The organism is Nesterenkonia sp. YGD6, assembly GCF_022565895.1.
GTDB lineage: Bacteria > Actinomycetota > Actinomycetes > Actinomycetales > Micrococcaceae > Nesterenkonia.
On sequence record NZ_JAJOYY010000006.1, the window covers coordinates 1 to 12,238 of the forward strand.

Below are 12,238 nucleotides of genomic sequence, written 5' to 3' on the forward strand. Positions count from 1 at the left end.
GGAATCCGGGCGGTACGGTGGGACATGGAGACCTCTTAGATCAGTTGGCTGCGTGTGGTAACCACCAACCTAAGAGGTCTCCGTCCTCTTCTCACGTGTCAACAAGGTCGTGGCTGAGTACACCTAGTCGGCGGAGTCCCCGACGCTCATCCTCGCCCCGTAGACGGCGACCTGGGTGCGGCGGTCCATTCCGAGCTTCGCCAGAAGTCCCGAGACGTAGTTCTTCACGGTCTTCTCCTTCAGGCTCAGCCGATCCCCGATCTGCCGGTTGGTGAGCCCTTCAGTGATGAGCTTCAGGATCTGGGTCTCACGAAGGGTGAGATCCATTCGCGCCGTTTCCGCGGCCTGCTCCTGTGCCTGCGCGGTCTTGGCACTGAGGGAAGCGTGGACCCTCCGGGCAAGATCGGGGGTGACAAGGTTCTCCCCTTGGGAGACTCGGAGGATGGACTTGATCAGGTGTCGGCCGTGGATATTCTTGAGCACATACCCAGACGCGCCCGCCACGACAGCCGCGATGCTGGCCGCGTCGTCGTCGTAGGCGGTGAGGATCAGGCACGGGATCTCGGGATGAGCTGAACGGATGCGGCGGCACAGTTCGATGCCACTGCCGTCGGGAAGCTGTACGTCCAGCACCGCAACGTCGGGCAGCGTCGCCGCGACTCGGCCAAGGGAGCCACGCGCGGTGGCAGATTCCCCTACCACTTCCATACCTGGTTCGATATCGATGAGCTGAGCGATGCCACGTCGCACGACCTCGTGATCATCGACGAGGAAGACCCGGATCATGGGAGCCCCGGAGATTTGACGGGTGCCCACCAGAGCGCGCGGGTGCCTCCGGCGCCGCGCGGGGAGAGCGTGAAGTCGCCGCCGTGAGCCCGAGCCCTGGCCCGCAGGTTGTCGGTGCCGCTGCGTCGGGATGTGTCGGAGGAGAGCCCTACGCCGTCGTCATCGACTCTGAGAGTCACGGTGTGGGGAGTCGCGGTGATCTCCACCTCAATCGTTGTGGCGTCGGCGTGCCGTGCGACATTGCAGAGCGTCTCGCGCAGGGCTGCTGCGACGTCGTCAGCCAGGGAACCGACGATGATGAGGTCGATGGTTCCGACGAAGGTGATTCGCGGCTGTGCAGACAACGTGTCGGAGAGCTCCGTGAGGATCCTGAGGAGACGGTGACGGGTGGCCTCAGCGCCGGTGCGTGTCTGCAGGGTGAAGATGGCGGTTCGAATGTCACCTATCGCCGCATCGATCTGTGTCACGTGTGCTTCAATGCTGTCGCTGAGTTGAGGGTGTGCCGACGCCAGCGCCTCCAGCCCCAGCCCGGTGCCGAAGAGTCGCTGGATGACATGGTCGTGGAGATCCTGCGCGATGCGGGCGCGCTCGTCGACGATTTCCAGTCGTTGCCGATCCGCCCGGGCCCAGGCAAGGGCGATAGCGAGACCGGCCTGGGCGGCAAACTCCTCGAGCAGCTCAAGATCATCGTCGGTGAACGGTGATTCGTCGGCTGACCGGGTGGCGCATAGTGCCGCCACGCGGTCACCATCCACGACGAGAGGCACCGCAACCATCGAGGCGCTCGGAATGTCATCGGCGAACGGAACTGGTTCGCCTCCCCCCTCCGGCGTGATGCCGGGCTCCCCATCCATGGCTCGGGCGAGGACGCAATCCATCCAAGGAACTGAGGAACATTCGATCTGTGTGGCACGGTCTCCTCGAGCAGTGTGGACATAGAAATCACGGCCCACTGCTTCAGAGACCACGACGCTGACCAGCTGCGCGCCGGTGAGAGAGACGACGCTCTCTGCAAGCACACCGAAAACTTCGCCGCCCTCCGCCGCCAACAGCTTCGCCGCGACCTCGCTCAGCGCTGCACTGAGTTCCTGAGCGCGACGGGATCGTTCGTAGACGCGTGCGTTGTCGATCGCTGTCGCCGCGGTCGCCGCCAGAGCTTTGACCAGAGCCTCATCATGTGAGGTGAACGCCTTCTCGGAGGGGTTGGTGAGGTAGAGGGCGCCGTAGGTGCTTCCCCGGATCGTGATGGGGACACCGAGAAACGCCTTCATGGCGGGGTGTGCCAGCGGTGCGCCCACGGAACGAGGATCCTCTGTCAGATTCCGCAGCCGGATCGGCGCGCCACCGGTCAGAACAGCACCTAGAACGCCGAGTCCGCGGGGAGGGGATCCCATCTGCTTGACGAGCTCGGGGGACATCCCGACGTGGATGAATCGCTCCATGGTGCCATGGTCATCAACGACCCCGAGGGCTCCGAATCGCGCGTCCACCAGAGTTCGCGCCGATTCTGCAAGGTTGTGGAGGACCTGATCGAGATCAAGATCCCCAGTCACGAGTTGACTTGCTTGGAGCAGGCTCAGCAATCCGTGCTGATCTGTCAGGAAGTGGTTGCTTCGCACCATTTCGGCTCGGCTTGGTGTGGTCACGTCGGGAGCGTAGAGGTCGCGAAAATCTGAAGCTGGAGTCTCCACGTCTGCCCCCGATGGTAGATAGATCTCAGCATATGTCGGATATCACTGGCAGGGGAGCCTTGGTCTCCAAACTCCACGAGCAGACACGGGTGGGTTAGCCGAAACAATCGGTGACAGGTCTGGTCACGCCGCGAGCGCCGTACTGACCTGTCGACAGGTACTCGACACTGTTGGTGGAACGAGTCGTGAATCAGGCCGAGCATCAAGTCTTGGACGGGCGGGCAGCCGAACAGCGGAGGTCAGGATATGAGCTGAACGCCTCGACCATGGGGGCGAGAAGTCACATCAAGGTCAGCTTCCGCTCCCTTGTCGCTGCCCGTCTGTCCCGTGCGCGTGGGCATCGTCGTGGGTCGTGCTGCTCCTTCGTTGGCCGGTGCGGTATGCACCGGTGTCAGCGGACCTCGATGGTGCCCATCATGCCGAGGTCCTCGTGGTCGAGGATGTGGCAGTGGTAGACGGTGCGGCCGTCGAAGTCTTCGAAGGCCACCCGGACCGTCACCTCTCCGAAGGCCGGGATGTTGACCACGTCCTGCCACCGCGGCACGGAGACGTCGCTGCCGCCGTCGATCACGACCTGCATGGGCCACACATGCAGGTGCATCGGGTGGTCCATGGGGCTGGAGTTGGTCAGGATCCACTCCTCCACGGTGCCCACCCGGCCCCGCTGGTCGGTGCGTTCAGCGTCGAACTCGCGCCCGTCGATCGTGAAGGACATCATCTGCCCGGGACCGCGCATCCGGCCCATCCTGCCGCCCATGCCCATGGCGAAGTCAATGGTGCGCCGGGCCGCGACCGGCTCGTCGCGCAGGTCCCGCAGGGCCGGACCCGCGGGCACGGGCCCGGCCTCCCCGGCCGGGTCCCCGGCGACCTCGAGGATGAGCAGGTCGATCGGCTCGTCGTTGCCGGGGCCGTCTCCGGGCGTGGCCCCGCCCATCATGGTGTCCATGCTCCCGCGTTCCAGTGGGGTGGCGCGAAGCGTGGAGGTGCCCTCGCGGGTGTCCACCAGCAGCTCCACGCGGTTGCCGGGGGCCAGTGTCACTTCGGTGACGTCCACCGGCTCGGGCAGCCGGCCGACGTCGCGGGCCAGCAGTCGCAGGTCCTGCCCGTCCAGGGTCAGGCTCAGGTACCGGGAGGGACAGGCGTTGACGACCCGCCACAGCTCCCGCTCCCCGGGGGCTGCGTCGGCCTCAGGTCGGACCTGACCGTTGACCAGCACGGTCTCACCCTCCCGGCCGATCATTCGTTGCCGTGGGGAGACCTCGGCGAGGTTGCCGGAGCCGTCCAGGGTGATGTCGGAGACGACCAGGACGCGCTCACGGGCCACCGGGACGGGATCGGGGTCCTCGACGACGATGGTCCCGTAGAGCCCGGCAGCGATCTGGTCGGCCACGTGCCCGTGTTTGTGCGGGTGGTACCAGTATGTGCCGGGTGGGTGGTCCTGCGGCAGGACGTACTCGTAGTCGAAGGACTCCCCTGATTCGATGCTCACGAAGGGGTTGTCCCCGTTGTTCTCAGGAGACACGTGCAACCCGTGCACGTGCAGGTTCGTCGGGGTCTCCAGACCGTTGGTCATCGCCACCCGGACCGTGTCCCCACCCCGGACCCGAAGGGTGGGTCCGGGCAGCGACCCGTTGAAAGCCTGCACGCTCGCCTCACGCGCCCCGATCCGCACCCGGGCGGGGGCGGCCTCCAAGGCCAGGTCCAGGACCCCGTCCCGGCTGGCCAGCACCTCGGGCTGCACCAGCCCCCGGCCGCCGCCGCGGGTCACGCCGCCGCCGCTGGTCCACCACAGCCCGCCTGCACCCGCGGCCGCAGCGCCGACCCCGACCGCACCCAGGGCCAGCAGCTGCCGTCGTGTCAGCGGGCTCACCGGTCACCATCCTCCAGGGTCCGCAGCCGTTCGCTGAACTCCTCGGTGCTGATCTCCCCGCGCGCGTAGCGCTCCTCGAGGATCTCCCGGGACCGGCGCGGGCGCGCACCGGTCGGCGGAGCCGAACCGCCCTGGCGGCTCCCGTCGCCGGAACTGCCGGTGAGAGCTTTCAGAAGCACAAGCACAAGCACGATCACGATCACGACCGTTCCCACGATCAGCAGGAGCCAGAAGAACCACATCCAGCCCATGCCCCCTCCCATTCCGCTGTCCCACATCATCACGGTCCTCCTTCGTGGCTCGGATTGCTGCTCTCCATCGGCTGCCGCACGAGTGCGACGATGCCAGACGCCGGAGCGGTCAGGAACCCTCCGGCAGCTCTTGAAGCATCCGCTCGATCTCGGCTATCTCCGCCTCCTGGTCCTCGACCACGTGGCGGGCCAGCTCGACGCCCTCCAGATTCTGTCCCTGCGCGACCTGCCGATGAGCCATTTCGACCTGACCCTCGTCATGGACGATCATGTGTTCCAGGTGCAGCCGGGCGGCTTCCGTGCCTTTGAGGGTGGATATGTCCGCCTCGCTCATCATCCCGCTCATCCCGGCCCGGGAGCCATGATCCAGGTCCTCTGTGACACCAGGGTCTGCCCCACATGTGTCGCGCAGGGCATTCGTGCGCTCGGCCCCGGGCATTGATGACCTCCTGGGTGAGCTCGGCAGCTTCGGGACTGGACCGGAGGCACCGGTTCGCTCTACGTCCTGTGGTCGGCGATCTCTGCGATGCTCGCCAGGATGATTCCGGGGGATCCGAGGGCCACGTCGGTGCCGGGGCATTCATCGATTTCGCCGAGCGTATGGCCGGTCATGGGGCGAAGGTGCAGTCCTAAGCGGGGTCAGCGGGTGGGCTCCGCCCGACTCCGAGCCACGAAAACAGAATTCGGGCGGGAGAGCCGTGCCTCCCGCCCGAATGTTGACCCTTGTCTGAAGCCCAGGTTCAGCGTCCGGACAGGGAAAAACCCTCCGAACTGAATATAACTGTAGGTCAGAGGGCTCATCGGAGCCGCCTGCCGGAATCGAACCGGCGACCTATTCATTACATGACTTATATACAGTTCCTGCAGGTCAAACCATCGTAAAGCCCCTGTTCAGGCGAACTCTAGAGAAACCCTCATACCCAGAGGTATCCGTCGATACCTCGAGATTCCCGATCTAGACCGTAGTCTTGCCCGTAGTTAGACCGCCCGGAGTTGTCGAGCGGCGGCACGCATTCCGGACGTGTCTGAGAGGTCGGTGTAGGACGTGGCCGCGTTGTGGCCGAAGAAGGCTGTGCGGACGGCCCCCGGACGGAATCCAGTAGGAGACTGTTCAGCGTCGCGCGCCAGACATGGGAGCGTGCGGTTCTAAGTAGTGCGATGTCGAGTTCTTCAGCAAGTGCAAGGTAGAGGTGAGCGACAGCGGCGGTACCGTTCCTCACGTCCCATTGCAAAGGAGGGTCTTTAGGAGAACCGATGACCCGTCCGCTCTCGCGTACGAATGAGTTTCGTTGTTCTAGCATTCTTGCCGCTACGCGACTGTCCGGTACAGGGACATGGCGACTTCGGTGAGTTTTGGAAATCTCGGCAGTGACTTCCATCTGCATAGTTCCGTCATCGGCTATCTCAAATTCTTTCCAAGTGATGCCAGTAGCCCCACTGATGCGGAGGCTGGTGGCTGCCTGCAAGAGCGTCGGGTCAATTGTTTTCCTGCGCTTGGCGACGCTATCTTTCAGCGTCCACCGTCCGCGCTTAGGGCTTTCGATACCCTCGGACGGGTCGAGGTCAAGGAGATGTTCCAAGACGCGATCGTAATTTTCCCGGCTCAGTGACTTTCCGCCACGCGTGGGAACCCTCTTGGGCCCTAAGTTCAACGACTCGCTCTTGATTGGGTCTGCGCTGACTCGGTTGTCGCGTTTGAGCTGGGAGACTACGTACTTTAACGGAACAGTCCGGGCCTGGTGCGCGGTCTCGAGTCCGTGAAGGTCTGTGATTTGCGTAGAGGTCGGTTTGGCGTAGTTGGGGAGGGCAGGGGACGAACCCGGGTCTCCAAACCGCCGGATGTTTGCTCGGTATTTTGCAGTCTGGAATACTTGAGCGATGAAGCCAAGCTCTATCATCCGCAACACCGCCTATTTGGTGTCCGGCGCTTGGTCTATCGTTACTGCCCTCGCTGGTTTCCAGTTTGAGGACAACTCCAAGAGGCTGTTGAGTGTGCTCCCACTTATCCTCGTCGGCCTGTTCTATATTTGGGATCGCTGGGCGTGGAGATGGAAGGTTTTTCTGCACGCGTCAGCTAGGCCTGATTTGAACGGTACTTGGACTGGTGAACTTAGGTCAGAGTGGCTCGACGCTGACAATAACAAGCACGATAGCGTCACACCCGCCCTTCTTTATGTCCGCCAGAACTTCACCTGGCTATCGCTGACGCTTCAGACCGAATCAAGTACGTCTTACTCTCTGAATCACTCCGTAGAGAAACTCCCATCCGGCGATTTCCGAGTGCACTACAACTACGCGAACAAGCCGTACGTCGCACACAGAGCACGGTTATTGGAGCACCTTGGCTCGGCCCAACTGACTGTACCGAGCGCCCGCGGCAGGCAACTTGACGGCGAGTACTGGACCAACAGGATGAGCCGTGGGGGAATCAAGCTGACTTGGCGGTCATCGAAGCGCGTCAATAGTTTTGGGGCAGTAAGCGATTTGTAGAACGATGAGGCCGACGGGAGAGCTAATGGACTGGGAAAACTGGCTGCGAACGGCGGGCAAGCCACCGAGCGATAGCGAAGAGGCGAGGACCCGTTCGACACGACTGCAAATCGAGAGAGCTCTAGACAATCACGAACCTCTGCGCGGCCGTGCCTACCGGGTCTACGTCAAGGGTTCACACGCGAACAACACGAACGTCCGCCTCAACTACGACGTAGATGTGGCGGTCGAGTACCACGGTTACTTCTATTCTGAGATGTCTTTCGAGCTCGAGGGGAAAGACCACTCACTAGTCGGTGTCGTCGATTCGAGTGACCAGTACACGCGGACGCAATTCAAGAACGACATTTGGGAAGCCTTGACTGGGGAATTCGGCGAGTCGGCAGTTACTGCTGGGAAGATTGCTTATCGGGTCAGAGAGAAGCAAACCACGTTGCCGGCAGACGTTGTCCCTTGTTGGGAGTACCGACGGTACGACGGCTTCCAGAACGGTCAACCCATAGAGCACGTCGGATCGCGGGTGTACCCGTCGAGTGGCGGCTGGAAGACTAACTTTCCAAGAATTCAACAGCAGAAGGGGGTGGCGAAAAACATTGCGACTGGGCGTCGCTACAAATTTGCAGTCAGGGCTCTTAAGAAGCTACAGACCCAGTTAGTCGTTGAGGGCAAGTTGGACTCGGAACTGTCGTCCTACTTCACCGAGTCCCTCGTCTTCAACGTTTCGGACGATGCCTTCGGACACTCCGCCTACCTCGCTGATATGCGAGAGGTCCTTAGGCAAATTTTTAACGAGACTCTGCCCAGTGAGACTGCGAGTAGCTGGACCCATGTTCACGGCCTGATGTACCTCTTTCATGATGGTTTTACGCGCCGAGACGCTCATCGCATGGCAGACGTGGCTTGGAAACACATGGGGTTTGAGTGAAACCCGCGGGCAATAACTGTTGCCAGTAGGCCTCATCCACGGACAACCACCAGGTTGTTCCGTGTGCAGTAATCGATGGCCGCTTCTCTCGACGATTGCGACCATGTCGACTCTTGGGGAGTAGTTCCGAGCGGTTGTGGCATCTTCAGGTCCTCCGAGATGTTTTTAGTGAACCATCCCGGTCTTTGTGATTTCTTTTCTGAAACTTTCAAAGGACTCGAACCGTGGTGCTGGCGCCAGCGGTTTGTGAGTTCCGCAAGTCCGACAGTGCTGAGAAGAATTTGCGAATCGATAGTAGATACCAGTCTTTGCAGAATATCTATTAAATCCTTGACAAGTGTCATAGTTATATTGATTGGGTCGCCGACCTCGAGAACCATCACGGACGTTGATCGAATCGACGTTCGCTCTTGCAGGCTCACGACTTCTTGGGCAGCCGATTTCGAGGCAGCTGAAATACGTTCGTCTGCGTGACCGTCAGAGTGAACTAGCGAATTGCGGATTTCCTTGTAGTAGCGATAGAGCTTGAGAGCGCTTTGGACGTCTGGGTCGGACGGTATCCAATGCCGATGAACCAAGACCGAAGACTCGTAGATCTCGTGCATCACGGAACTGGGGGTTAGTTGCGAGAAGACTTCCGTGTAACCCGATCCGTGACCGACTGAAGGGAACTGGGCGCCACGAGCGCTGTTGGCAATGCCGTAGTCCACTTCGAGGCTTGCGGCCCAAGACTCATAGTGCGATATGACCGTCGTTAGCCACATTCGCGCGAGGTCACGTTCCCGTTCTTCTGCGGTCCTGGTTGCGTACGACCGGAGGTTTTGCCCGGTGGCGCCATCTGGCATGGAGTAGAGCGCTTCGATGACACGATCATTGGCTCCCGCAGCTACTAACGGGTTCACCTGGTCTGCAAGTAAGTTGAAGCCGGCCCGCGCGGTATTAATCAGGTCGAAGGAGTCCGTGATGGCTTGCATGAAGCTTCTCGACTGTCTAAGGAAAGTGTCCACATGCGAGACATTATCACCGTGTTAATTGAACGGCTGGGTCTCAGCCTGCCTGAGTGGCTGTGGTGTAGCAGGGGAATTTAGCCCGAATTCCAAGGCGAAGCTGGCGCTCCTCCAAGTCCATCTTCGTGAGTGGACCTATACGGCAGGGATCTGGGCGCAATAGGGCGGGGCAATCACATAACGAGTTTGAGTATTACCGAGGCCACGTGAATTTCTAAACTAGGGACATCGACCCGGTGGCCCCCTAGATTAGGGCGTATCCAAGGCGTGCCGTCGCCAGGGAGCGGGCGTTGGACTGGCGGACTGTTCAGCTTGCGGACGTGTCAGTGTCGGGTTTCTGGAGGTTTGACCGTAGTCGGCTGTACGAACGGGGTCCAGAATCCTCAAACTCACACTAAACCGCAGTTCAAAGGGTTCAATGGAGCCGGCTGCCGAAATCGAACCGGCGAAAACTATTCTTACATTTCTTACATGTTTTAAGTTCCGGTTATTTGCGGTAGAAATTCCAGTTCAGGCCGTCGTGTAGCGCATTCCCGTATCCAGAGGTATCTGTGAATGCCTGGGAGTTCCCAATCTAGAACGTAGTTAAACCGCCCGGAGTTGTCGAGCGGCGGCACGCATTCCAGACGTGTCAGAAAGGTCTGTGTAGTGCGCGCGGGACGTGGCCGCGTTGTGGCCGAAGAAGGCCGTCCGGACAACCTCGGGGACGGAGTCCAGTAGAAGGCTGTTTAACGTCGCCCGCCATACATGTGATCGTGCGGTCTTCAGTAGTGCGATATCCAGTTGTTCCGCGAGTACCAGGTAGAGATCGGCGACAGCGGCAGTGCAATTGCGTCCATCCCATGCGGCTGCCGGGTCTGCTGGGGAGCCTATGACTCGCTCGTCCTGGTCGTGGGATGAATTTCGTCTTTCGAGGATCCTTGCCGCCACCCTGCCGTCCAGGACTGGGACATGGCGACCCCGGTGAGTTTTCGAGATCGCTGCAGTGACCTCCACTTGCATCGCCCCGTCATCCGAAATCTCAACGTCGCGCCACGTGATGCTTGTAGCTTCGCCGATGCGGAGGCCGGTGGCCGCCTGTAGCAGCGTTAGATCAATGGCGTTCCGCCGCTTGGCAACGCGGTCTGCGAGTTTCCAACGCCCCCGCTTCGGGCTCTCTACCCCCTCGGATGGATCAATGCTCAGGAGATGATCCAGGACGCGGTTGTAGTCCTCGCGGCTAAGTGCTTTTCCTCCCCGTTGCGGGAGCTGCTTGGGTCCAAGGTCTAGGGACTCACCCTTGATTGGGTCTGCAATGATGAGATTGTCGCGCTTGAGCTGCGCCACCACGTACTTCGATAACACGCTTCGTGCTTGGTGTGCGGTCTCCGGTCCGTGAAGTTCTGCGATCTCGCGCAGGGCGTTCTCCATGACTCGGAAGCTGGTTCCCGACGCGATGCTGTGGCCCCGAAGGCTGTCACGGTGGCGGTGAGTTTGGCAGTCGCCGACGAGTTGCTTGAGGACGAGGGAGTATCGCTTCTGGCTGCTCTCACGGAGACGGGCGTTATCGATGGCCGGTTTCGAAACCGCAGCGATGTAATCGACCAATGAGTCTGTGGTCTTCCAGGTGCTGCTCGCGCTGCTGAGGAGTTCGTTCGAAGTCTGCCGCGCGCGCCGTCGGACCTCGCCCTTGCTGGACCCCTGAGTGCGCTTAGTGACCAGCCTGCCGTCCGGGAGTCGAAGACTCCAGTCGAGGAGCCACACACTATCCTTCATCCTCGGCTGGACACGGTCGATCGAGTGTTGTCCTGGTTCCAGTCTCGTCGTGGCCGCGCGCATCTTGCTCATGCTTAGAACGTATTTCTTACTTATGGTGCAAGTCAAGCAAGCGCCTTGTTGCTTGGTCGCCGTGGAACGCTCGCGCAGTGTAGAGGGGACCCACGTTCTGGGATATCTCACGGGAAACCACCGCGGCGCGGCACCGGCCTCCGAACTCCCTTCCCAGGGGCAGCTCCCTGAAGGTCCCGGATGGCGCGCCGCTTGGCCCAGGCCTGTCTAGCCTTGTTGCTGGGTTCACATGAGCCCTGGGACTCGTCACCAGACTTGGAGTTGTATGGTCGAACGACTCGCTACCCAGGAGGGCATTCCGTGCACGATAATCTCCACCTGAAGATCCTCGGCGACCGCCTGCAAAAATTTGGGCCGGACGGCTGCTTCATGTGTGGTGTCGATATCCCCCCGGGCTCCAAGCTCAGAACGGAAGAGCACGTCTTTCCGAAGTGGCTGTTAAGAGATCTCGATTTGTGGAACCGGTCGGTAACTCAGCTGAATGGACGTCTGATTCGCTACCGTCGGCTCGTTGTCCCGTGTTGTCAGCCGTGCAATGGGGTTGACTTGAGTGGCGTCGAGGCCCGCGTGAAAGCGGCCTATTTCGAAGGGTTCGATGCCTTCAAGCAGCTCGATCGTCGTGACCTCTTTATATGGCTGGGAAAGATCTACTACGGCCTCGTCTACCGAGAGAGCCTGGAACCAAGATTCGTTGAGGAACAGAAGGGTGAGCGGCTGGTCCCCAACGAGCATCTTGAGAGCATTGCCTTCCACCACTTTCTTCTCCAGACAGTCGCTGACCGCGTTGCCTGGGCTCCGCCGTCTCCGGGTCCCGCGAGCTTCCATTTTTTTGAGTGCCTTGATAGCGAGATACCAGAATGGCGCTTCGACTATATGGACGATCTTTATGTCCCCATGCTCGGACTCAGGCTGGGTCGCATCGGCATCATTTGTGTACTTCAGGACTGGGGTCGTTCGGAGGGAGCGCAGGAAGGTCACCTTGTGGCCGCGAGAGAGGTGATGTTGCACGCGACCCAATTCCGCGAGGTCTATTCTCGTCTCAGTTATATGACGAAGGCCTTTTGGCGGAATAACGGACACCTTGTTGTCGGAGGTCCTGAACGAGCTACTGTCACCTACGATCCCCAGCCACCCTTCGAGGGGGTAACCGAAACGCGGCACTTGGCAGAGGTCTTGGCGTCCGCTTGGCAGGTTCCGCTCGAGGCGATCTTCGATGGAGACCGGCTTTGTTCCACCATCTTCGATCAATCGGGCGAAATCGCGTCAATGCCCGACAATAGTTCGTTGTTCCCGGCTCCTTTCAGCCCAATCGGCCTGTGGCCCTGGAACGTGGACTTGACGGAAGAGGGCTTCCTGCCCTGAACATGACTGATGCTCCTCCGCTCTATCGC

12 protein-coding genes are annotated in these 12,238 nt (G+C 60.7%); 5 read left to right on the forward strand and 7 right to left on the reverse strand.

Translation table 11 applies throughout. The annotated features are described in order from the left end of the window. Positions 1-123: 123 nt before the first annotated feature. Positions 124-786, reverse strand: a complete 663-nt coding sequence (locus tag LTI14_RS10570; protein ID WP_241476477.1) for a response regulator — start codon at positions 784-786, stop codon at positions 124-126. After that, positions 783-2,339, reverse strand: coding sequence for a GAF domain-containing sensor histidine kinase (locus LTI14_RS10575; protein WP_241476478.1), 1,557 nt, complete (start codon positions 2,337-2,339; stop codon positions 783-785). Before LTI14_RS10575 ends, LTI14_RS10570 begins: the two co-directional genes overlap by 4 nt. Between LTI14_RS10575 and LTI14_RS10580 the strand changes: the two genes are divergently transcribed. Then, on the forward strand, positions 2,235-2,462 hold the full coding sequence (locus LTI14_RS10580) for a hypothetical protein (protein ID WP_241476607.1): 228 nt from the start codon (positions 2,235-2,237) through the stop codon (positions 2,460-2,462). The two genes, LTI14_RS10575 and LTI14_RS10580, sit on opposite strands and share 105 nt — an antisense overlap. 406 nt (positions 2,463-2,868) lie before the next feature. On the opposite strand, the gene LTI14_RS10585 is transcribed toward LTI14_RS10580, so the two are convergent. The 3 genes from LTI14_RS10585 to LTI14_RS10595 all read right to left on the reverse strand — a co-directional run bounded on the left by LTI14_RS10585 (position 2,869) and on the right by LTI14_RS10595 (position 5,037). After that, positions 2,869-4,347: a multicopper oxidase family protein gene (locus LTI14_RS10585; protein WP_241470493.1), complete on the reverse strand. Its 1,479-nt coding sequence runs from the start codon at positions 4,345-4,347 to the stop codon at positions 2,869-2,871. Beyond that, positions 4,344-4,628 (reverse strand): SHOCT domain-containing protein, encoded by a 285-nt coding sequence (locus LTI14_RS10590; protein WP_241470492.1) that lies wholly within the window; start codon positions 4,626-4,628, stop codon positions 4,344-4,346. Before LTI14_RS10590 ends, LTI14_RS10585 begins: the two co-directional genes overlap by 4 nt. A gap of 79 nt (positions 4,629-4,707) precedes the next feature. Next, a complete protein-coding gene (locus LTI14_RS10595) occupies positions 4,708-5,037 on the reverse strand; it encodes a DUF305 domain-containing protein (RefSeq protein WP_241476479.1) in 330 nt (109 codons plus the stop codon). Between the two features lie 907 nt (positions 5,038-5,944). Between LTI14_RS10595 and LTI14_RS10600 the strand changes: the two genes are divergently transcribed. The 3 genes from LTI14_RS10600 to LTI14_RS10610 all read left to right on the forward strand — a co-directional run bounded on the left by LTI14_RS10600 (position 5,945) and on the right by LTI14_RS10610 (position 8,013). Next, a complete protein-coding gene (locus LTI14_RS10600) occupies positions 5,945-6,208 on the forward strand; it encodes a hypothetical protein (RefSeq protein WP_241476480.1) in 264 nt (87 codons plus the stop codon). A gap of 268 nt (positions 6,209-6,476) precedes the next feature. Then, on the forward strand, positions 6,477-7,088 hold the full coding sequence (locus LTI14_RS10605) for a Cap15 family cyclic dinucleotide receptor domain-containing protein (protein ID WP_241476481.1): 612 nt from the start codon (positions 6,477-6,479) through the stop codon (positions 7,086-7,088). Positions 7,089-7,113: 25 nt separating this feature from the next. Then, on the forward strand, positions 7,114-8,013 hold the full coding sequence (locus LTI14_RS10610) for a hypothetical protein (protein ID WP_241476482.1): 900 nt from the start codon (positions 7,114-7,116) through the stop codon (positions 8,011-8,013). A 32-nt stretch (positions 8,014-8,045) separates the two neighbouring features. Here the strand turns inward: LTI14_RS10610 and LTI14_RS10615 are convergent, their stop codons facing one another. Together LTI14_RS10615 and LTI14_RS10620 are read right to left on the reverse strand one after the other, a co-directional pair. Then, the gene (locus LTI14_RS10615; protein WP_241476483.1) at positions 8,046-8,987 is read right to left on the reverse strand and encodes a hypothetical protein; all 942 of its coding nucleotides are present in this window, start codon (positions 8,985-8,987) and stop codon (positions 8,046-8,048) included. A 618-nt stretch (positions 8,988-9,605) separates the two neighbouring features. Further along, a complete protein-coding gene (locus LTI14_RS10620) occupies positions 9,606-10,847 on the reverse strand; it encodes a tyrosine-type recombinase/integrase (RefSeq protein ID WP_241476484.1) in 1,242 nt (413 codons plus the stop codon). Positions 10,848-11,147: 300 nt separating this feature from the next. Between LTI14_RS10620 and LTI14_RS10625 the strand changes: the two genes are divergently transcribed. Further along, positions 11,148-12,209: a hypothetical protein gene (locus LTI14_RS10625; RefSeq protein WP_241476485.1), complete on the forward strand. Its 1,062-nt coding sequence runs from the start codon at positions 11,148-11,150 to the stop codon at positions 12,207-12,209. The last annotated feature ends 29 nt before the right edge of the window (positions 12,210-12,238 follow it).

Bases quoted from the DNA above. Each gene is read 5' to 3' on its own strand.
- LTI14_RS10570 (WP_241476477.1), bottom strand. From the start codon at position 786: ATGATCCGGGTCTTCCTCGTCGATGATCACGAGGTCGTGCGACGTGGC.
- LTI14_RS10580 (WP_241476607.1), top strand. From the start codon at position 2,235: ATGGTCATCAACGACCCCGAGGGCTCCGAATCGCGCGTCCACCAGAGT.
- LTI14_RS10590 (WP_241470492.1), bottom strand. From the start codon at position 4,628: ATGATGTGGGACAGCGGAATGGGAGGGGGCATGGGCTGGATGTGGTTC.
- LTI14_RS10595 (WP_241476479.1), bottom strand. From the start codon at position 5,037: ATGCCCGGGGCCGAGCGCACGAATGCCCTGCGCGACACATGTGGGGCA.
- LTI14_RS10605 (WP_241476481.1), top strand. From the start codon at position 6,477: ATGAAGCCAAGCTCTATCATCCGCAACACCGCCTATTTGGTGTCCGGC.
- LTI14_RS10610 (WP_241476482.1), top strand. From the start codon at position 7,114: ATGGACTGGGAAAACTGGCTGCGAACGGCGGGCAAGCCACCGAGCGAT.
- LTI14_RS10615 (WP_241476483.1), bottom strand. From the start codon at position 8,987: ATGCAAGCCATCACGGACTCCTTCGACCTGATTAATACCGCGCGGGCC.
- LTI14_RS10620 (WP_241476484.1), bottom strand. From the start codon at position 10,847: ATGAGCAAGATGCGCGCGGCCACGACGAGACTGGAACCAGGACAACAC.